Origin of the sequence: Fictibacillus sp. BK138, from assembly GCF_004216955.1 — a bacterium.
GTDB lineage: Bacteria > Bacillota > Bacilli > Bacillales > Fictibacillaceae > Fictibacillus.
The window spans coordinates 2,113,803-2,139,575 of sequence record NZ_SGXL01000001.1 but is presented as its reverse complement, the minus strand read 5'-3'; the positions used below and the strand labels follow the sequence as shown (position 1 = coordinate 2,139,575).

The window sequence follows — 25,773 nt, the reverse complement described above, 5'->3', positions numbered from 1 at the left end:
TCATAATGACCAATTTGCGCCAGGATGCCTGGACAAAAGACGAAGATGCGATACTTGCAGAAGTTACACTAAGGCACATACGTGAGGGCAGTACACAGCTTGTTGCGTTTGAAGAAGTGGGAGAGAAATTAACAAGAACTCCTGCTGCTTGCGGGTTTAGATGGAACTCGCTAATTCGTAAACAATATGAAAAGGCTATCGCAGAAGCAAAAAAAGTTCGCAAAGAACGCAATAAAAGAAAAGGTAAGCAGCTGGTTTCACAATCCAGTGATCACTCATTTTCTTTTAATGCAGATGTCTATAGCAGAAATGAAGAAGAGAAAAGTCTCTCATTGAATGAAATCATTTTATTCTTACAGCAGCTTCAATCAGAAGGGCCATCTGCAAAAAATCTAGAATCAGAAAACAAAGCCCTGCTATCAAGGCTGCAGCATATGAAAAAAGAAAACGGCAATCTAAAAAACAAGCTGGATAAAATCAATAAAGAATATGAATCTGTTTGCCGTGATTATAAAGAAATTTTGCAGCTCATGGAAAGAGCTAGAAAACTTACGGAAGTACCTGTAAGAAATTAAAAAAAGATGGCATCTGCCATCTTTTTTTCGCTTTATGCAAGCCTCTGTTCACTTACTCCGGATGGATACCAAACATAAGGGTTTTGTCCGCGGTCCCGGTCTTGATTATAGGTTACTGCCTCAAATCCCATCTTCTCCCAAAAGCTGCCTGATTGCTGTCTTCCGTTAGTCTTAATAGGCAAATTAAACGTTTTGGCAAATTCCACCAGAGCTCTTCCGAGTCCTTTTGTCTGGTGATGCGGCAGCACTTCCAGTTTCCATAGTTCCAAATAATCCTGCGGAGGGTCAAAATACTGATCATATGCCGCTTCAATTCTATATAAACTCATTCGTGCGACTAACTTATCTCCGTAATAAATTCCATAGAAAGGAGACTCGCTGTCGTTTTCGATCATATTTTCTTGAAGGTCCTCGAGCATTGACAGTTCTTGTACACCATATTCTTTGAACTGCTTAAACTCTTCCAATGTTTTATAGTTAACTAATAATTTCTTAACTTCATATTGAAACATCTTCTCTCCCCCAGTCATTCTGTACTTTTCTCTATAGTTATAGTATATACTAATTATGCTAAAAATTCTTTAAAAATAAAATATTCGTTTAGTTTACGCTTTCAAAAAAGGAAAAAGAGCCTTTTTGTCGAAAAAGGTAATGTTGACAACTGGAAGGAGGATTAACATGAAGAAAATCTTAATCGCCAATCGTGGAGAAATTGCACTACGAATTATTCAAACGTGTAAAGAAATGAATATTGAAACAGTTGCCGTTTATTCTGACGCAGACAAAGACCTCCCTTTTGTAAAGGCTGCTGATGAGGCAATACATATTGGGGAATCCCCGGTTGCCAAATCTTATCTGCAAAGTGATTCCATTTTAAAAGCCGCTATCGAGCAAAAAGTGGATGCGATTCATCCTGGGTATGGCCTTTTATCTGAAAATGACGAGTTTGCTAAAAAAATAGAAGAAGCAGGTATTAAGTTTATTGGACCATCACCTCAAACGATCGAGTGGATGGGTGATAAGATTATGGCCCGCAAAACCATGCAGCAAGCAGGCGTTCCTATCGTTCCCGGTACTATCGAACCGATCGAGGATGTAGAAGAAGGCGTGAAGCTTGCCGAACAGATCGGCTATCCTGTAATGCTTAAAGCAAGCAGCGGTGGCGGCGGAATCGGTATGGTAAAATGTGAAAACAAGGAAGATCTTCATAAGCATTTCGTTTCCTCGCAACAGCGGGCAAAGAACTATTTTGGCTCCGGAAGAATGTTTATTGAGAAATGCATCGAAAACGCAAGACATATCGAAGTGCAGGTAATGGGTGATACACAAGGAAATATCGTTCACTTGTACGAACGGGACTGCAGCATCCAACGTAGAAATCAGAAAGTGGTAGAAGAATCTCCTTCACCTTTTCTAACCGAAAGTCTTCGCTCAAAAATTACAGAAGCTGCAGTTGAAGCAGCAAAAGCTGTAGATTATGTGAATGCAGGAACAGTTGAATTTGTAGTGAGTGAGAATGGAGATTTCTACTTCCTTGAAATGAATACCCGTCTTCAAGTTGAGCATCCCGTGACAGAATGTATTACGGGGCTGGATTTAGTCAGATGGCAGATTCAGATCGCACAAGGGGAAGCTTTGCCACTTGCACAAAATGAAATCGTGAGTAAAGGGCATGCGATGGAATTTAGACTGTATGCTGAGGACCCAGTTACGTTCTTCCCAGCGCCTGGAAAGATCGAAGAATTGGTATGGCCTAAAATGGATAACGTGAGAATTGATGCAGGGTATGAAAGTGGAAATCAGGTTACACCTTTTTATGATCCGATGATCGCGAAAATTATTGTAAGCGATTCCAATCGTGCTGAATGTCTAAAAAGTGCAAAGCAATTCTTTGATTGCATTCAGATTAAAGGGCTCAAAACAAACTTGCCCCTCTTTCAGCAGCTTTTAGAAGAAGAAGGATTTAGAAAAGGGAACTACACAACAGACTTCCTTAGTAAAAGATCAGTAAGCAAACCGTAAACAAAAAAGGAGAGAGACACATGAAAGAAATTACAGCATCAATGGCAGGTACAGTATGGCAAGTATTAGTAAGTGAAGGTGATGAAGTAACCGCAGGACAAACTGTTATTATTTTGGAATCTATGAAAATGGAAATTCCGGTTGATGCTGCAGATGCAGGAACAGTAGAAAGCATCAAGTTTACATCTGGAGATTTTGTAAATGAGGGAGACGTACTCGTTACGTTGAAATAAAAGGGTATGCCTACATTCTGAGCGAGCGCTCACTCTCTTGAAGGAGGTACATGATGGTAGCAAAATTAGAAAATCAGCTAAAAGAGAAAATTGAACAGATAGAAGCTGGAGGAGCACAAAAGTATCATGAAAAAAACAGTGCTCAAAACAAAATGTTCGTGCGTGACCGTCTTAAGCAGTTATTCGATAATGGCGAATATACAGTAGAAGATGCTAAATTTGCTAACAACCAAGCAGGTGATCTGCCAGCGGATGGTGTTGTTACTGCGATCGGAAAAATGGGTGGTAAAACAGTTTGTGTTATGGCAAATGATTCAACGGTAAAAGCTGGATCTTGGGGAGCGCGAACTGTAGAAAAAATAATCCGTATTCAAGAAACGGCTCAAAAACTTAAAGTGCCAATGCTGTATCTTGTTGATTCAGCTGGAGCAAGAATAACAGATCAGATCGACATGTTTCCAAATCGCCGCGGAGCAGGGAAAATCTTTTATAACCAAGTAAAGATGTCAGGGATGATTCCTCAGATCTGTATTTTATTTGGACCGTCTGCTGCGGGGGGAGCGTATATCCCAGCATTCTGTGATGTTGTAATCATGGTTGATCAAAATGCTTCCATGTATTTAGGAAGTCCGCGTATGGCTGAAAAAGTTATTGGCGAAAAAGTGACGCTCGAAGAAATGGGCGGAGCAAGAATGCATTGTTCAATAAGCGGATGCGGTGATGTTCTGGCTCTCGATGAGACAGAAGCAATTGATGAAGCTCGACGTTACCTTTCTTATTTCCCTAGCAATTATAAAGAGAAAGCACCGGTTTCTGAATCTCTTTCTCCAAAAGCAGGGAGAGAACTTGAGGAGATTGTTCCAGAAAATCAAAACGTTCCTTTTGATATGTACGAGTTTATCGATGGATTGATTGATGAGAGCAGCTTCTTTGAGATGAAAAAGCTGTTCGCGCAAGAAATCGTTACAGGGTTTGGACGTATTGACGGAAAGCCGGTTGGTATTATTGCCAATCAGCCGAAGGTAAAAGGCGGAGTATTATTTGTAGATTCAGCAGATAAAGCAGCACGTTTTATTACTCTCTGTGATGCTTTCTCAATCCCGCTTCTTTTCTTATCAGATGTTCCTGGCTTTATGATTGGGACAAAAGTTGAACGAGCAGGAATTATCAGACACGGTGCAAAACTGATAGCAGCTATGAGCGATGTGACTGTTCCGAAAATCTCTGTAATCGTGCGTAAAGCCTACGGTGCTGGTCTTTATGCAATGGCAGGCCCTGCCTTTGAACCGGATTGCTGTTTGGCGCTTCCTACAGCACAGATTGCTGTTATGGGACCAGAAGCGGCAGTAAATGCTGTTTATTCTAATAAAATAAACGAGATTGAAGACGTGAAAGAGCGTATCCAATTCGTCCAGCAAAAACAACAGGAATATAAAGAGCATATTGATATTTATAAGCTTGCATCTGAGATGATTATTGATGATATCGTTTCACCTGCATCCCTTAGAGATGAACTTAAGAATCGATTTAGGTTCTATGAAAACAAAGAAATGATTTTCAGTGAACGCAAGCACCCGGTATATCCTGTATAAAATGCACCCCTCCTTTTGAAGGAGGGGTGTTTTCAGTAAACTTCGAAGTTCTTAGAAGTGGTTGCTTTCCGCGAAGGGTAAGATGAATCTCCTTATGCCTTACGCGTTAAGGAGTCTCATATTCAAAGATGTATGTGCTCCCACTTCACATGCGAATCCTGACGAGGTTTCTTCCTCGTCTATATTGCAATTTCTTTTATATGGTAATATCATACTAAGAAAAATAAAGCAGTTTGGGAGGCATGCTATGAAAGTCGGTGTGATCGGTGGGGGCGCAATAGGATTGTTAGTCTCTTATTTTCTCAAAATAAACGGGCATGATCCTGTTATATATACTCGAACCCGTGAACAAGCTGAATTTTTAAATCAAAATGGAATTACATATAGAAAGCAATCAAGCTATGAAAATAACGTCAATGTTCAAGCATTCCACGTGAAGGAATATTCAGGTGAAGAAACTCACTGCATCATTTCGGTGAAACAAACATCAATCTCGGAAATATTCTTTTTAAAAGCTGAAAAATTTCAAGATGTTTCTTATTTGTTTTTGCAGAACGGAATTGGCCATCTGAAATTCTTAGAAGACCTTCCGCAAAAGAATCTTTCAGTGGGAGTCGTGGAGCACGGAGCACTTAAAGATGGATATTCATCTGTTAATCACTTGGGAGAAGGCAGGGTTAAAGTTTCTTCTTTTAAAGGTGATTCATCATCTGAATGGGTTGAAATCATTCATGATACAAATTTTCCTGTCACTCCAGAGAGTGATTGGGAAGAAATGCTTTACATAAAATTAATAATGAATGCCTCCATAAATCCATTAACTGCCATCCTTAGAATACCGAACGGAAAATTGATAGAAAATGAATATGCTCTTTCTATCATGAAGGAACTTTTTGAAGAATCAATCTTAGTTTTAAATATGAATCATAAACGAGAAGAATTATGGAAGGAATTGTTAGTCCTTTGCAGAAATACATCTTTTAACCGTTCTTCTATGTTAAAGAGCATCGAAAGCGGCCAGCAAACCGAAATAGACAGCATAACAGGTGAAATTATAGAGCGTGCAAAAAATAGAAACATACAGGTTCCTTGTTCTAGGCATGTGTTTAAAGCTGTTAAAGCAATGGATTGGAGAGGATGAGTAATTGTCTAGTGTTTTAGGTGCGGTTATAGCTACATTCATAACAGTGCCGTATCTGGTCTTTTTTATTGTTAAAAAGAGCATCCATAAAGTAACCAAGAAAAAAAGAAAAGCTTTTAAAGTCAGTACGGATATAACAACTTTTTTCTTATTTCTTTCTGTTGAAAGAATGACAGTTGAAATTTGGGGCCAATCTTATTATTGGGTATTGATCTTATTGTTTATATCCGGATGTGTCATGTTCACGTTATTGATCTGGAAAAACGATCTGGATCTGTCGCTGGGGAAAATCTTCAGGTTGAACTGGCGGCTGCAGTTTTTAATTCTTACATGTGGCTATTTTTCACTAATGACATATGGAATAATCGACCGCATTCTTGAGGCTTAGAGCATATCTTTTATAACCATAGCTATTTCTTTGCTATACTCGTTAAGGATGTAATTGATATGCAGAAAGGAAGTACATGAATGAGACTGGAGGAAATAAAACTTCAGACATCGCCATTTCTAGAGAAGTACTTGAATGGAGATGAGGATGCTGCCAGTTTTTTTGATTATAAAGAGCCCTTTAACAACAGAGAGTTTTTAACTAGACAGCTGGAGTTAAAGCATCATACTTTTCCAAGAAATGAACTGACTGAATACTTGTATTCTTACAACCAAAAGATTGGTACTTCTGTCAAAACACTGAATAATATTAAAAAACTAAAAAACAGTGATGGATTAGCAGTTGTCGGGGGGCAGCAAGCAGGTCTTTTATCTGGTCCGCTACTCGTAATCTATAAGTGTATCAGCACCATTCAGTTAGCCAATCAGGCAGAGAAAGCGCTTGGTGTTCCTGTGGCTCCTGTTTTCTGGATAGCTGGTGAAGATCATGATATGGATGAGATCAATCACGTTATGGTTCCAAAGAATGATACGTCTAAGAAAATTTCATTAAAAGCAGCGACATCAGTAAAATCATCTGCCTCACAATGGCAATGGAATACCGATGATGTAAAACCTTGGCTTCAAGATGTTTTTCGTTCGTTTGGAGAAACTGCTTACACGAATGATTTCCTTGCACAAACTGAACGTATTCTTAACGAATCAGACTCTATCGTCACCTTTTTTGCAAAACTTCTCTCATACTGGTTTTCAGAAGAAGGATTAATATTACTGGATTCTGGTGATGCCGAATTCAAGAAGCTTCAATCAAATTTTCTTGAAAAGATGATTCGCAACAATCTTGATATCGACCAGGCTTTTAGAACACAGACAAGAAATCTGAACGACAAGGGATTCAATGATCCGATTGAAGTTCAAGAAAATAATGCTCATCTGTTTTACACCAAAAACGGCGAACGTATTCTGTTGTTTAGAAATGAATATGGATTCACTTCTAAAGACAAGGACTTTACTATTTCTGAAGATGAATTATTAAAAGAAGCTAAACTTTATCCGGGAAAATTTAGTAATAATGTAGTGACTCGTCCTTTAATGCAGGAATTCTTGCTGCCGACATTATCTTTTATCGCTGGTCCAGGAGAGATTTCTTATTGGGCTGCGCTTGGGAAGGTATTCCGCCATTTCGATCGTAAGATGCCGGTGTTGGTGCCAAGGCTCTCTATAACTCTTGTTTCACAAAGGATTGAGGGGCTGTTATCTTCTAAAAAGCTTAAAGCGGAACAGGTGTTATCGGAAGGAACCGAAAAGTACAAAAGAGATTGGTTTCATGAAAACAGACCTGTTGAGACGAACGATTCAATTGAGACAGTGAAATCCGATATCATAAAATCATATTCGCAGCTGGTAAAGCTTGCTGAAGAAATAGATCCGAAACTGCTTCCCGTCACGGAACAAAACTTGAATCGCATCTTATCTGAAGTAAGTTATATTGAACAAAAGATGGAACAACGTGTTAGAAGAAAAGTGAAGGTTCCACTCGCTGAATTTGATGAAATAATGCTGGAGTTAAAACCAGGTGGAGTATTGCAAGAAAGAGTGTGGAACATTTATCAATATTTAAACAAAGAAGGCTCAGATTTAATAAAAGACCTCATAGAGTTCCCTTATCGTTTCAATGAAAAACATAAAATTGTCTTCTTATGAAATATAAAAAATATTTACGAAAAAATCCTGTGAGACAGCAGGATTTTTTTTTTTGTAAACGAATAATACTTGTAGTGGTGAAAAGTGGAGCGTTGTGGTAGATTTAGGGGAGAAAGTGGGGTGATCATATGTTCATGGGAGAGTATCAGCACAGCATCGATGAAAAAGGACGTATGATCATCCCCTCCAAGTTTCGTGAAGAACTTGGCACAGAGTTTATTTTGACTCGCGGATTGGATCAATGTGTATTCGGCTATCCTTTAAATGAGTGGAAAGTCATTGAGGAAAAATTAAAAGCTCTTCCGTTCACTAAAAAGGATGCACGGGCATTTACCCGTTTTTTCTTTTCTGGAGCAGCTGAATGCCAGCTCGATAAACAGGGAAGAGTGAACATTGCATCACCGCTCAGAGATTATGCAAAACTAGAAAAGGATTGCGTAGTCATAGGTGTGTCGAATAGAATTGAGATTTGGAGCAAATCCGTTTGGGAAGAATATTTCTCAAAATCTGAAGACTCTTTCGGAGAAATTGCAGAGAGTCTTATGGACTTTGATCTATAAACCCTTAAGTTTACAGCAGAAAGGAATTTTCCATTGTTTGACCATATAACCGTATTAAAACAAGAATCAGTAGATGCATTAAACATTAAACCAGATGGAATTTATGTTGATTGTACGTTGGGAGGAGCAGGCCATAGTGCACTCATTCTGTCCCAGTTAGAAACAGGGCATTTATATGCTTTTGATCAAGATGACAAAGCGATCGAAAATGCACGGCAGGTGTTGAAGGAATATGAAGGAAAGTTCACGATCGTCCGCAGTAATTTCCGATACATAAAAGATGAGCTGAACCGCCTAGGGATACTTGAAGTGGATGGGATTCTTTTCGATCTTGGGGTTTCATCACCGCAGCTTGACGAAGCAGATAGGGGATTCAGTTATCAGCATGATTCTGAATTAGATATGCGAATGGATCAGACTAGTGAACTTACAGCGAAACAAATTGTGAATGAATGGTCTTTTAACGAGTTGATGAAGATTATTTCTCGATATGGCGAAGAAAAGTTCGCTAAGCAGATCGCCCGAAAAATTGAAGCGGCCAGAGAGAAAAAAGAGATTCAAACAACCGGTGAACTTGTCGAAATAATAAAGGACGCTATACCTGCACCTGCTAGACGGACAGGCGGACATCCTGCAAAAAGGACATTTCAAGCCATTCGCATTGCAGTTAATGATGAACTGAACGCCTTTGAAGATGCACTGAAAGACTCCATTGAACTATTGAATATCGGTGGACGTATTGCAGTCATCACGTTTCATTCACTTGAAGATCGTGCGTGTAAAAATATACTTAAAAAAGCGAGTACAGGCCCGGAACTCCCTCCAGGGCTGCCTGTCATACCAGAAGAATACAAACCAACATTAAAACTGATCACACGCAAACCAATAGTGCCAACGGAAAACGAGCTTGAAGAAAACAGAAGATCTCGATCGGCGAAACTTAGAATTGCCGAAAAACAGAAATAGAGAGGAGAAATTGTATTGAGTAATTTAGCATACCAAGTTCAAAAACAACAAATACAAACACAAACACAGCCGCAAAGAAATCCTAGACCGGTCGAACAGCCATCGCGAAAGCTTTTTACTAAAGGTGAAGTGATCCTGTGGGGATTGATGGGAGTCGTTCTGATAGCAGGTCTTGTATGGCTTATTTCACTATATGCATCTGTATATCAAACAACTGCTAAGGTTGAAACCATTCAAAGAGATATTACTGCTGAAACTAAGATCGTTGAAGATTATCACCTACAGGTAACAGAATTAAGCAACCCTGAGCGCATCATGAAAATCGCGAAGGAACAAGGTTTTATTTTTGATGATAAAAACGTAAAAGTTGTTCAGGACTAAAAAGCAGGTGTTGTTATGAAACTAAAAAGAAAAAATGTGGGAGCAGGTATTCTTATGGTTTTGTTTACCGTGCTCTTTTTTGTATTAACAAGCAAGTTCTTTCTCGTGGCATCTTCCCAAACCGCTGAAGGTGTAGATTTAATCGAGTATGGTAAACGAAAATGGATGAAGAGTGATGTTCTTGATGCGAAGCGTGGTACGATGTTTGACAGGAATGGTGAGGTGATAGCGCAAGACATTCCTTCCTATAGTGTTATTGCAATCTTGGACAAAAACTACCCTAATCATATTAAGGACCCGGATGAAGCAGCGAATAAGCTGGCGAAAATACTTGATACTGATGAAGGGAATCTAGAAGAGCTTCTTAGCAAGGAAGGCAGGTTCCAAGTAGAGATCCCTGCAGGGAGGAAGATCTCCTACCGTAAAAAAGAACAGATCGAAAAGTTGAAAATTCCCGGAATAGATTTTCTTAGAGAATCAAGACGTTATTACCCTAATCAGACATTTGCATCCCACGTGATCGGTTACACGGGGAATGGGGAAAATGGAGTACAAGCCGGTTTAATGGGACTTGAGAAACAACTCAATAAATATTTGCAGGAAAAGGACGGGAAGGTCACATTCCTTGGTGATGCATTCAGCCGTGCGATCCCAGCAAATAAAGAGTCTATTGAAAAACCAAAACACGGCCAGGATGTTTATCTGACTCTAGATGAAAAAATTCAGCTCTATCTGGATGAAGCTGTTCAGGAAGCTGCTAAGGAATATGAACCGGAAAAAATTACGGGTATTGTAGCAGATCCAAAAACAGGCAGAATACTGGCCATGACCAATTACCCATCATTCAATCCGAATGAAAAGGATATTGAGAATTATACGAATTTCGCCATCTCAGATGCTTTTGAACCGGGATCGACAATGAAAATATTCACTCTTGCTGCAGCCATTGAAGAAGGTAAGTATAACGGGAATGAATCATTTCAATCCGGATCGTATAAAATTCCGGGGAACAGACCGATCAGCGACCATAACCGAAAAGGCTGGGGAACGATCACCTATAATGAAGGGGTACAAAATTCATCTAACGTAGCCTTTTCAAAAATTGTCCGTGAAAAATTAGGATATGAGAAATTCAGAAGCTACATCTCAAAATTTGGTTTAGATCAAAAAACCAATATTGATCTGCCGAACGAAAAGAACGGTTCAATTCTATATAACTATGAGATTGAGAAGGTAACCACTGCATTTGGACAAGGCTCCACAATTACGCCGATTCAACAGATTCAGGCAGCAACTGCTATCGCAAACGGCGGTAAGATGATGCAGCCGTATGTCGTTGACAAGATTTTGAACCCTGAAACGAAAAAAACGGTATTGGATAATGAACCTAAAGTCAAGGGCCGGCCAATATCCGAAGATACAGCAAAGCAAGTGAGAGATATATTAGAGACGGTTGTTACAGAAGGTACGGGGAAACCGTATATGATCGACGGATACAGTGTAGCCGGCAAGACGGGTACAGCCCAGATTCCTGGAAAAGACGGCAGATACATTTCTGGATGGGGAGAAAATATATTCTCTTTCATCGGAATGGCACCGAAAGATGACCCGAAACTACTAGTCTATGTTGCTGTTGAACGACCAAAGGTTGAATTTCCAGAAATGGGTTCTACACCAACAGCGAATATTTTTACAAGTGTCATGAAAAGCAGCCTCCAATATTTAAATATCCAGCCGGAAGCGAAAGAAAAACAGAATAAATCCAAAGCGAAAAAATCATACGGTAAGGAATTGGATAATTACACTGGACAATCTGCTAAGGAAGCTAAATCCGAACTTGAAAAGTTAGGCATGAATGTATCAGTTGTTGGCTCTGGAGATGAAGTCATGAAGCAAGAGCCTTATGAAGGAGCTTATGTCATCAAAGGTGAACGTGTTATTTTGCGGACCTCTGGAGATGCAAAAATGCCAGATTTAACAAACTGGTCCTATATGGACATACTTCGACTGAGTAAGCTATTAGAACTGAAAGAAACAATTACAGGCAGTGGTTTTGCTGTCAAACAAAACGTTAAGGCAGGCAGCCCGGTAAAAGCGGGAGATTACTTAGTGGTTCAACTCGAAGCACCAAAGGAAACTGAACCTGTAACAGAAGAAAATAGTGAAGAGACAGAACAGAACGGTGAAGAAGCAGAACAAAACAGTGAAGAGGAAACTATAGTAACTGATTAAGTGACAATATGTTCTATGCGCTTGTGTACAAGCATATATTTGAAACGAACCATACAGAGGAGGTATTGTATGTGCGAGTTTCAAATGTAACGGTACGCAGGCGCTTAATTTTTGTTCTTGTATTTGGACTAGCATTCTTTTTTGTAATATCAGTCCGTCTTGGATATGTCCAGTTCGTTCTAGGGAATATGCTGACAGATCAAGCGCTGGATTCTTGGAGCCGGAATATTCCTTTTGAACCTAAGAGAGGTAAGATTCTTGATAGAAATGATGTAGTACTCGCTACAAATATCAGTGCACCCACAGTTTTTGTTGTCCCGAGACAGGTAAAGGAACCGGAAGAAACAGCAGAAAAGCTAGCAGCGGTCCTGAATATATCAAAAACAGAAGTTTTTAAGAGAATTACTAAGAAAGAATCGATTGTAAGAATTGATAATGGTGGAAGAAAGATCAGCAACAACAAAGCCAAAGAAGTAGAAGCATTAAATCTTTCAGGCGTGTTCGTGGCAGAAGACAGTAAGCGTCATTATCCTTATGGTGCGTATCTTTCTCATGTACTAGGTTTTGCAGGTATTGACAGTCAGGGCTTAACAGGCCTGGAATTATATTATGACGATCAATTAAACGGTAAAAAAGGACATGTTTCGTTTTTCTCTGATGCTCGCGGCAGAAGAATGCCTTCTTTATCCGATAAATATGAAAAGCCTAAAGACGGATACGATCTTCGTCTCACTACTGATTCAAGAGTTCAGACGATCATAGAGCGGGAATTGGATATTGCACAAGCCACATACAATGCAGATGGAGCGATTGCAATCGCTATGAATCCTAACACGGGTGAGATCTTAGGCATGAGTTCAAGACCGGATTTTGACCCGGAAGAATACAAACGTGTAGCCCCTGAAGTTTATAACCGTAACTTGCCTGTTTGGGCTCAGTATGAACCTGGTTCCACTTTTAAGATTATTACATTGGCCGCTGCATTAGAAGAAGGCAAAGTGGACCTTGAGAATGACCACTTTCATGATCCTGGATCCATTGAAGTTGCAGGGCGAAAGTTAAAATGCTGGAAGGCAGGAGGTCATGGCAGCCAGAGCTTTTTAGAAGGTGTACAAAACTCTTGTAACCCTGGTTTTGTTATTTTAGGTCAGCGATTAGGAAAAGATAAACTGTTCTCGTATATAAAAGACTTTGGGTTTGGTGAAAAAACAGGGGTTGACCTTGCAGGTGAAGGGAAAGGAATCCTATTTTCTCTTGATAGGGTAGGTCCGTTAGAACTAGCAACAACTGCTTTCGGCCAGGGGGTTTCCGTAACCCCGATCCAGCAAGTTGCAGCTGTTTCTGCGGCCGTAAATGGGGGATACTTGTACGAACCATATATAGCTAAAGAATTAGTAGACCCTGTAACGGGTAAAGTAGTCAGTAAGCAAACACCAAAACTTAAAAGAAAAGTCATTTCAGAAGAAACGTCCAAAGAAGTCAGACACGCTTTAGAAAGTGTAGTTGCCCAAGGAACAGGGAAAAATGCATTTGTAGATGGTTATCGTGTTGGCGGTAAAACAGGTACTGCACAAAAAGCGGAAGGCGGCGTCTATTTAAAAAATAATCATATCGTTTCATTTATTGGAATGGCACCGGCGAACAAACCTGAAATCGTCGTATACGTTGCGATCGATAACCCGAAAGAAACCCTGCAGTTCGGGGGGATTGTAGCAGCTCCAATCGTTGGAAACATAATTGAAGACAGTCTTTCTGCCATGGGCGTGGCTAAACAAAAAGGTCAGATCGAGAAAGAAAAGACATGGCTGGATGCTCCTGAAGTGGTCGTGCCAAATCTAGTAGGAAAGAAAACAAAAGAGCTGACAAATCTATTATACAATTTAAAAATTGAAACATCCGGCAAAGGGAATTATATCGTTCAGCAAGCTCCGCAAGCAGGAGTGAAGCTTCAAGCAGGAAAAACGATCCGTTTATTTTTGGGTGACAAAAAAGATGTAGAAGATTAAAATGGAAGATGTACACATAGCCAAGCGCGTAATCTTGCCTTGGCTTATTTTTCTTAATATGTTGAATTTCTAAGGATGATTAGAGGAGAGGTCAGGATTAATGGAATTAAGAGAATTGCTTACATATTTAGTGAACTATGAAATGGATATTGAAGCCAATCCTGAAATTACCTCTGTTGAAATGGACTCGAGGAAAGCGGGAAAGGGCTGTCTGTTTGTTTGTATTGAAGGAGTAATATTTGACGGCCATGATTTTGCTGAGACTGCTGCAAGAAATGGTGCAGCAGCTATATTAGCTGAGAAAGATATAGATGTTAACATTCCTGTAATTAAAGTTAAGAATTCTAAAAAGGCACTGGCTGTTTTGGCAGATGCCTTTTATGGGCATCCTTCTCAAAAATTGCACTTGATCGGGATCACGGGAACAAACGGCAAGACAACTACATCTCATCTCATTGAAAAAGTTTTTCGTGATGCAGGCAGAAGTACCGGAATGATCGGTACGATCGAGATGAAAATTAAAGATCAAAGTTTTAAAGTGGCAAATACTACACCTGATTCATTATTTCTTCAAAATGCTTTCTATAGAATGACTCAGGAAAAAGTTGATGCAGCAGTAATGGAAGTATCTTCACATGCTCTTGATCAGGGACGTGTCTGGGGCTGCGACTTTGATATTGCGGTCTTTACGAATCTTACACAAGATCACCTGGACTACCATAAGAATATGGAAGAATATCAGTTTGCTAAAAGTCTTTTGTTCTCTCAAATGGGAAATACTTATCATAAAGCAGATCGAAAGGTAGCTGTTCTCAACAATGATGATCCAGCTTCTAAAATATTTGAGAGAGTTACATCTGCCCAAGTAATTTCTTACGGGATCGACAATGATAGTGATGTTCGTGCATCGAACATAACAATCGGTTCACATGGCACTTCGTTTACGTTATCTACTCCAAGGGGTACTAAGGAAGTTACACTTAAGCTTATCGGAAAGTTTTCCGTTTATAATGTACTTGCAGCTATTACAGCTTGTTTGTTATCTGGCTTGGAACTTGATCAAATTATTTCATCTCTTGAAGAAGTAACCGGTGTTTCAGGCAGGTTCGAACCAGTGATAGCAGGGCAGGATTTTACGGTGATTGTTGACTATGCACATACACCTGACAGTTTAGAGAATGTTCTAAGAACGATCAAAGAATTTGCTAAAGGAAGTATTACCGCAATTGTGGGCTGCGGAGGCGACCGGGATAAAACAAAGCGTCCATTAATGGCAGGTATTGCAGCAGACTTAGCTGATTTGGCTATCTTCACAAGTGATAACCCTCGCACGGAGGATCCGCTTCAGATTCTAAAAGATATGGAAGAGGGAGCAGATGAAGGAAGCTATGTGACGATTCCTGACCGAAAAAAAGCAATCGAATATGCAGTTGAGCGTGCAAAAACAAATGATGTTATACTTATTGCCGGCAAAGGCCACGAGACTTATCAAATAATTGGAAAAGACGTGTTTGATTTCGATGATAGAATCGTTGCACGTGAAGCGATTAAGGCGGTGAAAAAATGAAACTGGATATAAAGGAACTGGTCTCATTAGCAGACCGCTCATCCGGTAAAAAAGAAAATATTGTACTAGAATGTGTTTCAAAAGATACGAGACAAAAAACGGAGAACGCTCTTTACCTGCCAATAGCAGGGGAACGATTTGATGGACACGACTTTTTATTGGATGCAATTAAACAAGGGTGCATCGCTACAGTCTGGGAAGAAGGCAAAGAACTGCCTGCGGGTCTTCCAGAGGAGTTCCCTGTACTTTATACCAAAGATACAGTAGAGTATTTGCAAAAAATATCTAAGCATTTCCTTAAGAAAGTTAATCCTGTTGTAGTGGCAGTAACGGGCAGCAATGGGAAAACTACTACAAAGGACATGATAGAAAGTGTGTCTTCAACGAATTTTAATACATTTAAGACACAAGGAAACTATAACAATCATATCGGCCTTCCTTTAACCATCCTCGCTATGGAGGAAACTACGGAGGTTTTAATTCTTGAAATGGGAATGAGCAACTTTAATGAGATTTCCCTGTTAAGCAAAATTGCTGAACCAGATGCTGCCGTTATTACAAATATCGGTGAGAGCCATATGGAACAGCTTGGCAGTCGTGAAGGTATTGCAAAAGCAAAACTTGAAATTGCTGATGGGTTAAAGCAAGGCGGTCTGCTCATCATTGATGGCGATGAACCGCTTCTTTCACATGTAAAGGGTGAAAATGTGCTTAAAGTCGGTTTTGGAGATTCTTGTACGCTTAAATTATCCAACTTGCATACTGACGCACAAGGTGTTTCTTTTACTTTGGAAGAGGGGACATCCGTGTATCGAATCCCAATGCTTGGGCGGCATAATATTAAAAATGCAGCATATGCCATTGCAATTGGGCATTACTTAAATATAGAAGAAAATAAAATCCAAGAAGGTCTAGAAAACCTGAAAGTAACTGCAATGAGGCTAGAGATGAAAAAGGGCAGAAATAATACACTTCTGATCAACGATGCGTATAATGCGAGTCCTACTAGTATGATAGCTGCACTTTCAACACTAGCAGAGCTACATGATATCCCTAACAAGGTTGCTGTACTTGGAGATATGTATGAGCTTGGCTCTGCTGAAGAGGAAATGCACAGAAAAGTAGCCGGTCATGTTGCCCCTTCAATTAACCATGTGATTACAGTTGGAGAAAAAGGAGCATGGATTGCAGACGAGTTAAAGAAACAAAACCGGGAAGACCTTGAAGTTATTCAATGTCTGACAAAAGAAGAAGCGCAGGAACCGATTGAAAAGCTCTTATCGAAAGACACTGCTATTCTTTTTAAAGCATCAAGAGGGATGGTTTTAGAAAACCTAATCTCTACATTTATAGAGGAAGAACAGGAGTCGAAAAAATGATTGAGCAAGTCTTACTTTTTACATTAGTTGCATCTTTCTTAATAGCAGTATTAAGTTCACCTTTTTTTATTCCTTTTTTAAGAAGGCTGAAATTCGGACAGAGCATTCGCGATGAAGGACCCAAATCTCATCAGAAGAAACAAGGAACACCAACAATGGGTGGAATTGTTATCGTATTTGCTCTTATCGTTGCTACATATGCGATGACTGCAAAGTTTTTCACGATTACCACTGAAACCCATCTTCTTTTGCTTGTTACATTTGGCTATGCACTCATAGGATTTTTAGATGATTTTATTAAAGTTGTAAAGAAAAGAAATCTGGGATTGACTTCCAAACAGAAGCTTATCGGACAGCTGATGATTGCAGCTCTCTTCTATTTAGGATTAAAATTAATTGATTTTTCTACGAAAGTTGAAATACCAGGCACAGATATTTCGTTCGACCTTGGATGGTTTTATCCAATCTTTGTATTATTTATGCTGATCGGTGCTTCAAATGCAGTAAATCTTACAGACGGTCTTGATGGTCTTCTTGCTGGAACAGCTGCTATCGCATTCGGAGCATTTGCAGTATTAGCTTCAACGATGCTTCAATTTGAAGCTGCAATCTTCTGTGTAGCAGTTGTTGGTGCGGTTTTAGGATTCCTGGTGTTTAATGCGCATCCTGCAAAAGTGTTTATGGGTGACACAGGCTCACTTGCACTAGGTGGTGCTATAAGCGCTGTCGCAATTTTAACCAAGATGGAAATTTTGCTTGTGATCATTGGTGGAGTTTTTGTCATTGAAACGCTTTCCGTAATGATTCAAGTCACTTCTTTTAAGCTAACAGGAAGACGAGTCTTTAAAATGAGCCCGCTTCACCATCATTATGAACTATCCGGTTGGAGTGAATGGCGCATCGTTGTAACTTTCTGGCTTGTAGGACTTGTTTTTGCTGCTTTAGGAATTTATTTAGAGGTGTGGGTTTAAATGAAGAAAAATGAGTTTTTCAAAGGTAAAAACATATTAATCGTTGGATTGGCCAAAAGCGGTTTTGCTGCAGCAAAACTGCTTCATTCTTTTGGAGCAAATGTTGCAGTAAACGACAAACAGCCCAGAGAAGGAAATGCGGAAGCTGAAATGCTTGAACAGATCGGAATTTCTGTAGAATGCGGCGGACATCCATTAAGCCTTCTTGATGGTGAAATTGATTTTTTAGTAAAGAATCCTGGTATTCCTTACGAAAACCCTTTAATTGCTGAAGCTGTAAAACGCAATATACCTGTGTATACAGAGGTAGAGGTCGCAGGTCTAGTTGCTGAAGCGTCTATCATTGCCATTACAGGCTCTAATGGGAAAACAACTACTACGACACTCATTGGAGAGATGCTGCAGAACAGCGGTAAGATTCCAGTAGTCGCGGGCAATATCGGGACAGTATTCTCAGAAGTTGCTGCAAAATCAACTTCACAAGAAATCCTTGTAGCTGAACTATCCAGCTTTCAGTTGATGGGTACAGAAAAATTCAAACCACGAATCTCTGTCTTTTTAAACTTATTTGAAGCGCATTTGGACTATCATGGGTCTTTGGATGAATACGGTAAAGCAAAAGCGAAGATTACTGAGAACCAAGATGAGAACGATTTTGTTATCTATAATGCAGATGACGAACACGTATCAGATCTTATGAAGAATTCAAACGCAAAGCATATCCCGTTCTCTGTTAAAAAGCAGTTTAAAGAAGGAGCATATATTCAAGAAGGCGCTCTGTATTTCCAGAAAAGGAAGATCATTGAGCTAAAAGACATCGTACTTCCTGGTGAACATAACTTGTCAAATATTATGGCGGCAGTTGCAGCGTCAATACTTGCAGGTGCATCAACAGAACAAATAGGCAAGGTGTTAACGACATTTGCTGGAGTGACTCACCGCCTTCAATATGTGGGCGAGGTTGAAGGAAGACGTTTTTATAATGATTCTAAAGCTACGAATATATTAGCTACAAAAGCTGCCCTTTCAGCATTTGAAAAGGATGTAATACTCCTGGCTGGAGGGCTGGACAGAGGAAATTCATTTGATGACCTTATTCCATCATTAAAACATGTAAAAGTACTTGTGACATTTGGTCAGACAGCAGAAAAAATGGCTGACGCTGGAAGACAAGCAGGAATAGAAACGATAAAACGTGCTGATAATGTGGAAGAAGCTGTTCCCGTGGCATACAGCCATTCAAAAGATGGTGACGTAATATTGCTTTCACCTGCTTGTGCAAGCTGGGACCAATATAAGACTTTTGAACAAAGAGGGGACATGTTTATCAACTCCGTGCATAAACTTAAATAAGGTTTGTACAAAAAACAAGAGTTGAGGTGTTTCCCTTTGCCTGCAACGAGATCAACCCCTGATATGATCATGATTGTTGTTACACTTATGCTGTTATCCGTAGGAATCATAATGGTCTATAGCGCTAGCGCAGACTTGGGACAGTATAAGATGGATGATTCATTCTTTTTTGTGAAACGGCAAATGTTATTTGCTGGAGTAGGAATTGCAGCGATGTTCTTTATTATGAATATCAACTATATGACTTGGAGAGTTTGGTCAAAAATTCTTCTTATCATTTGTTTTTTTCTTTTGATCGCTGTATTGATTCCGGGTGTAGGAATGGTTCGCGGAGGTGCTAGAAGCTGGATCGGTGTCGGAGCTTTTTCTATTCAGCCCTCAGAATTTATGAAGTTAGCCATGATTGTCTTTTTGGCAAAATATTTATCGGAACATCAAAAGAAGATTACATCCCTGAAAAAAGGTTTACTTCCTACTCTTTCTTTAGTGATGGTTGCCTTCGGAATGATTATGCTTCAGCCTGATCTCGGTACAGGTGCAGTTATGGTTGGAACGAGTATTGTAATGCTTTTTGTTGCTGGTGCTCGAATCTCTCATTTCGTTGGAATGGGCTTAATCGGATTGATCGGGTTTGCGGGATTGATCATTTCCGCGCCATATCGAATTAAACGGATAACTTCATTTTTAGATCCCTGGAGTGATCCGTTAGGCAGCGGTTTTCAAATCATACAGTCACTGTACGCTTTGGGACCAGGTGGACTGTTAGGACTAGGGCTGGGACAGAGCCGGCAAAAGTTTGGATATCTGCCAGAGCCGCAAACAGATTTTATTTTCGCGATTATATCAGAGGAACTAGGATTTATCGGTGCTGTATTCGTATTAATCCTGTTCAGCTTACTCTTATGGAGAGGTATCAGGATCGCCCTTGGAGCACCTGACCTATTTGGATCATTCTTAGCAATCGGCATTATAGGTATGGTCGCTATTCAAGTAATGATCAACATTGGAGTTGTGACCGGACTTATGCCGGTAACCGGAATTACCCTGCCATTTTTAAGCTATGGAGGTTCTTCTCTGACACTGATGCTTGCCTCGATCGGAGTAATATTGAATATTAGCCGCTACGCGCGGTATTAATACTTGAGTTTCAAAGGAAATTCTCTTATTCTAAACATAGTGAAGATTCAATGGCTACCCTGTCGCATATGACAGGGTATCTTCTTTTTCTAAGTGTCATTTTAAAAGATTGTTGTATTTGGATATTTTGTGAGATGCTTCATTGATAAGTTGGTTGGAGCGGAAGGTGCGAGACTCCTGCGGGATTAGCGGGACAGGTGAGACTCCTAACGGCGCAAAGCGCAGAGGAGGCTCACCGCACGCCCCGCGGAAAGCGAGCATCCTGCAGCGGAAATCAACTACTTCCAATTTTATTTTCTTAAGACAACATAGCAATAAACATAATTGTTTTTTCGAATACTACTTTGTTGATGTTTATCAATCGTTTAAACATGGAAAAGAATAGTGCATAACATATAAATAGAGTTATGCGTGATGAATGTAGGGGGTTTTAGAATGTTAAACCAATTAGCCGATAAGTTAAAAAATGAAGATTTAGGAACTGTTTTATTAAATGAACCGTTAAAGAACCACACAACATTAAAAATCGGCGGGCCAGCCGATCTTTATTTTGAACCAAAGAACATAGACGCTCTTAAACAAGCGGTTGTTTACTTGAAAGAAGCAAATGTTCCAATCCGTGCTATCGGAAGAGGTTCCAATCTCCTTGTTGCAGATGGGGGTATTGAAGGCGCCCTTATCAAAGTAGGGGAGGGGCTGAACCATTTAAAACAAGATGATAACAAGATTACTGTTGGCGGGGGATACTCTTTAATTCCGCTTGCAACTTTAATGTCACGAGAAGCATTTACTGGCCTTGAATTTGCTGCAGGAATTCCCGGCTCTGTGGGCGGTGCGGTATTCATGAACGCGGGAGCACACGGTTCTGATATGTCTCAAATCGTTGAAAAAGCACTTGTTCTTTTTCCTGACGGTGAACTGAAATGGCTGTCAAACGAAGAACTGGGTTTTTCATATCGTACATCTGTACTTCAGGAAACAGGCGGAATCTGTGTTGAAGCTGTCTTGGTGTTAGAAAAAGGCGATAAGGAAACAATTATGGCCGAACTTAAAAAGAACAAAGATTATAGAAGAAATACCCAACCTTGGAATTTTCCATGCTGCGGAAGTGTTTTTCGGAATCCGCTGCCTAATTACGCTGGTCAGCTGATTGAGTCGTCAGGTCTTAAAGGTACGAGGATCGGGGGAGCTCAGGTATCTGAAATGCATGCGAACTTCATCGTAAATACCGGTGATGCTAAGGCACAAGATGTTCTGGATCTTATTCGTTATATCCAAAAAACGATTAAAGAAAAGCATGGAATTGACATTGAAACAGAGGTTGAAATCATCGGGCGAAATGAATAACAAAAAATTGGATAAATAGTGCTAAATTGGGACTTATCCGTGCTATAATACAGAGAACAAGAGAAAAATGACCAACGACGTTGTAAAGCGAAGAATCAGTTTCGTTTATTCCTGATAAATCGGCTGTTTATAAAGCCTTTATATGTAGGGCTTGGCGTCTTTAGCCAAGTTCTTTTATTTGATTATGATTGTTGGGCATTTTGGTTTTTCTTGTACTATATGATTAAACGGAGGAAGAGGATGGACAAGGTTAAGGTTGTCAAGATTGAGGACCGAATTCCGAAGCTGAAAGAACATCGTAAACAAAAAGCGAATCGCCGCCTGATATATTACTTGTCCTTTTTCTTCCTGTTATTAGTGGTCGTTGTATATTTTCAATCTGATTTGAGCCATGTTAAAAAAATATCGGTTTCAGGAAATTACTTTGTAACTGATGATGAGATTTTAAAAAAGAGCCAAATTTCATCGAATACAAAGTACTTAAATATATCGGAAGAAAACATACAAAAAAGACTCGATTCAATTTCTGAGATAAGCTCTGTTTCTATTGAAAAGCAATTCTTTAATCATGTCGTGATCAACGTTAAAGAATATCAGCGGGTCGGTTATTTTAAAAAAGACAATACATATTATCCGATGCTGCAAAATGGAAAGATGCTTGAACCTCTTAATAAAAATGAGCGGCCGGTAAATGCTCCTGTAATTGTAAGCTGGAAAGATCCCGAGCAACTGGAGACGATGGCACAGGAACTTCAAAAGCTGCCAGAGGGAATCATTCACCGTATTTCAGAAATTACTCATACGCCTGAATCGGACAACCCTAGTAAACTGACATTATTTATGACAGATGGCAATAAAGTAGTTACTTCAATTTCTAAGTTTTCTGAAAGACTTTCTGCTTATCCTTCTTTAATAAGCGAAATAAAGCCAGATGAAAAAGGTACATTCTACTTAGGAATTAGTACGCGATTTGAACGTTACAACCGAGAAGTTACGGAGGAAAAAAATGAGGAAAATTAAAGGGATGCATCTCTTTTTGTCTCTTATCCTTCTAGTTACCGGTTTCATTTTATCCTTCTCCTACCAGAGAGCCCAAGAGGGACAGAAGGAAGCCGTTCAAACTGACGAGTGGAGAAAAGAAGATTCTTTACGCAGCCAAATATTAAATCTTCAAAAAACAAACCGTGAACTGGCAAATGAACTTAAAGGTTTGCAGCAGAGTGTCGAAAAGAAAGAAAACAAATTTGCTGACCAGGAAGAGATCTCTTCTAAACTCGTAGAAGAATTAAAAGAACTGCGAATGGTAGTAGGGAATGTAAAAGTGAAAGGGGAGGGAGTAGAAGTTACACTTCAAGACTCCTCTTATATTCCAGAAGGTGAGAACCCGAATAACTATATTGTCCATGAAGAACATATTAGAAGTGTCATAGATGAACTTCATGTATCAGGAGCAGAAGCAATTGCTGTCAATGGGCAGAGGATTTCACATGACACTTATATTGCTTGCATTGGACCTGTTGTAAGTGTTGATGGCAATCAATACCCCGCACCATTTGTAATTACAGCCATTGGAAACTCATCAGCACTGGAAAAATCTCTGAATCTATATATTGTAGATAAAATTGTAAATGATGGTGTGGAAGTAAGAGTGGAACAGGAAAGTGCGATTGAGATGGAGCCATTTATAACAGAAGAGGGATGAGTAAGTTGAAAGATAAACAATTTATGTTTGCAACTATTGCCCTCATTATAGGCGGAATGCTGGCGATCCAGTTTGAGACCACAAATAATCCGATCACCAGAGACACACGAGACCTTTGGGAACTAAGAGCTGATCTGGAGAAAGAAAAACAGCGTCAGCAGGAGCTTAATGAGGAACTACAGCGTTATAGCGAGCTGTTAAATAAGTATAAGACTGAAGGAAAAGACGAAAAAATCGAAGCGATGGAAAAAGCTTTGGCAGATTTAAAAAAACAGGCAGGATTAACTACAGTGAGCGGTCAAGGAATCGTAATGACTATCGAACCTTTTAATGACGAGCTAATCGGAGTAGATCGCCCTCAGCCACAGATCGATCCTGATATGCTTAGAAGACTTGTTAATGAATTGAATAGATATGATGCGAGAGAAATCAGCATTGATGGTCAGCGCATTGTATCGAAAACACCGATCCGGGAAGTAAATGGCAACATTTACATAAACAACGAGCCTGTTTCAACTTTTCCTATAGAAATTAAAGTGCTGGCTAAAAACAATGAAAAACTGCATCAGAAAATTATTGCTTCGCTTGCTGTTGAGGAGTTCATAAGGGAAGACTTCCTTGTAGAATCAGCTCCGGCAGAAAAGGTAATACTGCCAGCTTTTGATGAAGAAGTTAAGGTGAAGTTTATGAAACCGGCAAAGGAGGAAACATAAGATGTGGTTACCGGTACTTGGACTTTTACTAGGTCTATTATTAGGTTTCATGTCTGATATCCGGGTCCCTCCTGAATACTCAAACTATTTATCAATAGCTGTATTGGCTGCATTGGATACTTTATTTGGAGGTATCCGTGCTCATCTCCAGGGCAGTTTTGAAGATAAAGTGTTCATTACAGGTTTTTTCTTCAATATTTTATTGGCTGCCGGTCTGGCTTACCTAGGTGTACACCTGGGTATTGACCTATATTTAGCTGCGATTTTTGCGTTTGGGGTAAGGCTGTTTAACAATATCGCTGTAATCAGACGACTATTAATCTCTAAATGGTCAGACTCACGTAAAAAGGCCTAAAAAATTTGAAAAAACGGTAAAAAAAAAGAGGGATAACCCGTTGTTTGTGGAATTTATTCCATAAATAAGCGAAAATGAAGGAATTTTGTTCATCTTTAATAGATGAAGATTTATTGGATGAAAGGTTAGGAGGTGCCACAGAATGAACAGCAATGAAATTTATGTAAGTTTAGACATCGGTACATCCAATATTAAAGTGATCATTGGAGAAATGACCAGTGAATCCTTTAATGTTATTGGTGTTGGCCATGCGAAATCAGCTGGAATCCGAAAAGGTTCCATTGTAGATATTGACGAAACTGTTCGTTCCATAAGAAAAGCCGTTGAACAGGCAGAAAGAATGTTAGGTATCCCGATCAATGCCGTTATCGTTGGTGTGAAAGGAAACCATATTCAGTTACAGCCTTGTCACGGAGTTGTAGCAGTATCGAGAGAAGATCGTGAAATAGGCGATGAGGATATTGCTAGAGTTATAGAGGCAGCTCAGGTCATGTCAGTGCCTCCAGAAAGAGAGATCATCGATGTTATTCCACGGCAGTTCATTGTTGATGGAACAGATGAAATCATTGATCCAAGAGGAATGCTTGGGGTACGATTGGAAATGGAAGGAACGGTAATTACCGGTTCTAAAACCATCTTACATAACTTACTTCGATGTGTGGAACGAGCAGGTCTGACAGTAGCTGATATTTGTTTAGAACCGTTAGCTACTTCATCAATCGCTCTTTCACGCGATGAAATGGAGCTTGGTGTGGCACTGATTGATATTGGCGGTGGTTCAACTACACTTTCTGTTTTCGATCAGGGGACGATGCAATTAACTTCTGTTCTTCCGATTGGCGGAGACTTTATTACAAAGGATATTTCAATCGGTTTAAGAACTTCTGCAGAAGATGCAGAAAAAATCAAATTAAAACACGGTCATTCCTTTGTCGATTATGCTTCTAAGGATGAAACATTTACCGTGTCGCAGATTGGTTCTTCACAAGAACAGGAAATTTCACAATATGAGCTATCATTAATCATCGAGGCGCGTATGGCTGAAATTTTTGAAATGATTGATGATGAATTGCATCAGCGCGGATATTCTGAACTCCCAGGCGGTTTTGTCATCACTGGTGGAGTTGCAGCTATTCCAGGAGTATTGGAATTGGCTCAGGATATCTTCCAGCAGAATGTAAGGGTTTCTTTGCCTGATTACATCGGTGTAAGAGAACCGAAGTTTACAGCAGGAGTTGGGCTGATACAATTTACCCACAAAAATATCAAAGTACAAGGAAAAGAAGTTGCTTCTGCATTAGCTGAAGATGCAGGAGAGCCTCTGCCTAAGAAAAAACAGTCCAGCCAGAAGCCGGCCCAAGAGAAACAACCCGGCGGAATGAAATCAAAAGTGAAAGACTGGTTTGGTTTATTTTTTGAATAACTCAAGGAACTAGTCATTAGGAGGAAC

24 protein-coding genes are annotated in these 25,773 nt (G+C 39.7%); 23 read left to right on the top strand and 1 reads right to left on the bottom strand.

The window, feature by feature from the left end:
* Positions 1-5 precede the first annotated feature (5 nt).
* Positions 6-575 (top strand): RsfA family transcriptional regulator, encoded by a 570-nt coding sequence (locus EV282_RS20575; RefSeq protein WP_130295780.1) that lies wholly within the window; start codon positions 6-8, stop codon positions 573-575.
* 32 nt (positions 576-607) lie between these two features.
* On the opposite strand, the gene EV282_RS10540 is transcribed toward EV282_RS20575, so the two are convergent.
* Positions 608-1,087 carry an N-acetyltransferase gene (locus EV282_RS10540; RefSeq protein ID WP_130295779.1) on the bottom strand — a complete coding sequence of 160 codons (480 nt, stop codon included), beginning with the start codon at positions 1,085-1,087 and terminating at the stop codon, positions 608-610.
* Between the two features lie 166 nt (positions 1,088-1,253).
* Between EV282_RS10540 and EV282_RS10535 the strand changes: the two genes are divergently transcribed.
* The 22 genes from EV282_RS10535 (at position 1,254) to ftsA (ending at position 25,746) form a co-directional block, all read left to right on the top strand.
* On the top strand, positions 1,254-2,597 hold the full coding sequence (locus EV282_RS10535; protein WP_130295778.1) for an acetyl-CoA carboxylase biotin carboxylase subunit: 1,344 nt from the start codon (positions 1,254-1,256) through the stop codon (positions 2,595-2,597).
* Between the two features lie 20 nt (positions 2,598-2,617).
* A complete protein-coding gene (locus tag EV282_RS10530) occupies positions 2,618-2,830 on the top strand; it encodes an acetyl-CoA carboxylase biotin carboxyl carrier protein subunit (RefSeq protein ID WP_130295777.1) in 213 nt (70 codons plus the stop codon).
* Between the two features lie 50 nt (positions 2,831-2,880).
* Positions 2,881-4,422 (top strand): acyl-CoA carboxylase subunit beta, encoded by a 1,542-nt coding sequence (locus EV282_RS10525; protein ID WP_130295776.1) that lies wholly within the window; start codon positions 2,881-2,883, stop codon positions 4,420-4,422.
* A gap of 247 nt (positions 4,423-4,669) precedes the next feature.
* Complete coding sequence (locus tag EV282_RS10520; RefSeq protein ID WP_165389416.1) at positions 4,670-5,563, top strand: ketopantoate reductase family protein; 894 nt, start codon at positions 4,670-4,672, stop codon at positions 5,561-5,563.
* Positions 5,564-5,567: 4 nt separating this feature from the next.
* Positions 5,568-5,951: a DUF3397 domain-containing protein gene (locus tag EV282_RS10515; protein ID WP_130295774.1), complete on the top strand. Its 384-nt coding sequence runs from the start codon at positions 5,568-5,570 to the stop codon at positions 5,949-5,951.
* An 80-nt stretch (positions 5,952-6,031) separates the two neighbouring features.
* A complete protein-coding gene (bshC, locus tag EV282_RS10510) occupies positions 6,032-7,654 on the top strand; it encodes a bacillithiol biosynthesis cysteine-adding enzyme BshC (RefSeq protein WP_130295773.1) in 1,623 nt (540 codons plus the stop codon).
* A 128-nt stretch (positions 7,655-7,782) separates the two neighbouring features.
* Entirely contained in the window at positions 7,783-8,214 is a 432-nt protein-coding gene (gene mraZ, locus EV282_RS10505) for a division/cell wall cluster transcriptional repressor MraZ (RefSeq protein WP_130295772.1), read from the top strand.
* Positions 8,215-8,247: 33 nt separating this feature from the next.
* A complete protein-coding gene (rsmH, locus tag EV282_RS10500; protein ID WP_130295771.1) occupies positions 8,248-9,180 on the top strand; it encodes a 16S rRNA (cytosine(1402)-N(4))-methyltransferase RsmH in 933 nt (310 codons plus the stop codon).
* A 15-nt stretch (positions 9,181-9,195) separates the two neighbouring features.
* Positions 9,196-9,561 carry a cell division protein FtsL gene (gene ftsL, locus EV282_RS10495; protein ID WP_130295770.1) on the top strand — a complete coding sequence of 122 codons (366 nt, stop codon included), beginning with the start codon at positions 9,196-9,198 and terminating at the stop codon, positions 9,559-9,561.
* A 15-nt stretch (positions 9,562-9,576) separates the two neighbouring features.
* Positions 9,577-11,793, top strand: coding sequence for a penicillin-binding protein (locus tag EV282_RS10490; RefSeq protein ID WP_130295769.1), 2,217 nt, complete (start codon positions 9,577-9,579; stop codon positions 11,791-11,793).
* A 71-nt stretch (positions 11,794-11,864) separates the two neighbouring features.
* A complete protein-coding gene (locus EV282_RS10485; protein ID WP_130295768.1) occupies positions 11,865-13,799 on the top strand; it encodes a stage V sporulation protein D in 1,935 nt (644 codons plus the stop codon).
* 100 nt (positions 13,800-13,899) lie between these two features.
* Positions 13,900-15,366: a UDP-N-acetylmuramoyl-L-alanyl-D-glutamate--2,6-diaminopimelate ligase gene (locus EV282_RS10480; RefSeq protein ID WP_130295767.1), complete on the top strand. Its 1,467-nt coding sequence runs from the start codon at positions 13,900-13,902 to the stop codon at positions 15,364-15,366.
* Positions 15,363-16,745, top strand: a complete 1,383-nt coding sequence (locus EV282_RS10475; protein WP_130295766.1) for a UDP-N-acetylmuramoyl-tripeptide--D-alanyl-D-alanine ligase — start codon at positions 15,363-15,365, stop codon at positions 16,743-16,745. The genes EV282_RS10480 and EV282_RS10475 overlap by 4 nt, the downstream gene beginning before the upstream one ends.
* Positions 16,742-17,716, top strand: a complete 975-nt coding sequence (gene mraY, locus EV282_RS10470) for a phospho-N-acetylmuramoyl-pentapeptide-transferase (RefSeq protein ID WP_130295765.1) — start codon at positions 16,742-16,744, stop codon at positions 17,714-17,716. Before EV282_RS10475 ends, mraY begins: the two co-directional genes overlap by 4 nt.
* Positions 17,717-19,069, top strand: a complete 1,353-nt coding sequence (gene murD / locus EV282_RS10465; RefSeq protein ID WP_130295764.1) for a UDP-N-acetylmuramoyl-L-alanine--D-glutamate ligase — start codon at positions 17,717-17,719, stop codon at positions 19,067-19,069.
* Positions 19,070-19,132: 63 nt separating this feature from the next.
* Entirely contained in the window at positions 19,133-20,206 is a 1,074-nt protein-coding gene (gene spoVE, locus EV282_RS10460) for a stage V sporulation protein E (protein WP_413466113.1), read from the top strand.
* A 435-nt stretch (positions 20,207-20,641) separates the two neighbouring features.
* Positions 20,642-21,553 carry a UDP-N-acetylmuramate dehydrogenase gene (gene murB / locus EV282_RS10455; protein WP_130295762.1) on the top strand — a complete coding sequence of 304 codons (912 nt, stop codon included), beginning with the start codon at positions 20,642-20,644 and terminating at the stop codon, positions 21,551-21,553.
* A 240-nt stretch (positions 21,554-21,793) separates the two neighbouring features.
* Positions 21,794-22,573 (top strand): cell division protein FtsQ/DivIB, encoded by a 780-nt coding sequence (locus EV282_RS10450; protein WP_165389415.1) that lies wholly within the window; start codon positions 21,794-21,796, stop codon positions 22,571-22,573.
* On the top strand, positions 22,560-23,255 hold the full coding sequence (locus EV282_RS10445; RefSeq protein WP_130295760.1) for a DUF881 domain-containing protein: 696 nt from the start codon (positions 22,560-22,562) through the stop codon (positions 23,253-23,255). The genes EV282_RS10450 and EV282_RS10445 overlap by 14 nt, the downstream gene beginning before the upstream one ends.
* 5 nt (positions 23,256-23,260) lie before the next feature.
* Complete coding sequence (locus tag EV282_RS10440; RefSeq protein ID WP_165389414.1) at positions 23,261-23,968, top strand: DUF881 domain-containing protein; 708 nt, start codon at positions 23,261-23,263, stop codon at positions 23,966-23,968.
* Between the two features lies 1 nt (position 23,969).
* Positions 23,970-24,323, top strand: coding sequence for a small basic family protein (locus EV282_RS10435; protein WP_066289181.1), 354 nt, complete (start codon positions 23,970-23,972; stop codon positions 24,321-24,323).
* 142 nt (positions 24,324-24,465) lie between these two features.
* On the top strand, positions 24,466-25,746 hold the full coding sequence (gene ftsA, locus EV282_RS10430; RefSeq protein WP_077361438.1) for a cell division protein FtsA: 1,281 nt from the start codon (positions 24,466-24,468) through the stop codon (positions 25,744-25,746).
* Positions 25,747-25,773 lie beyond the last annotated feature (27 nt).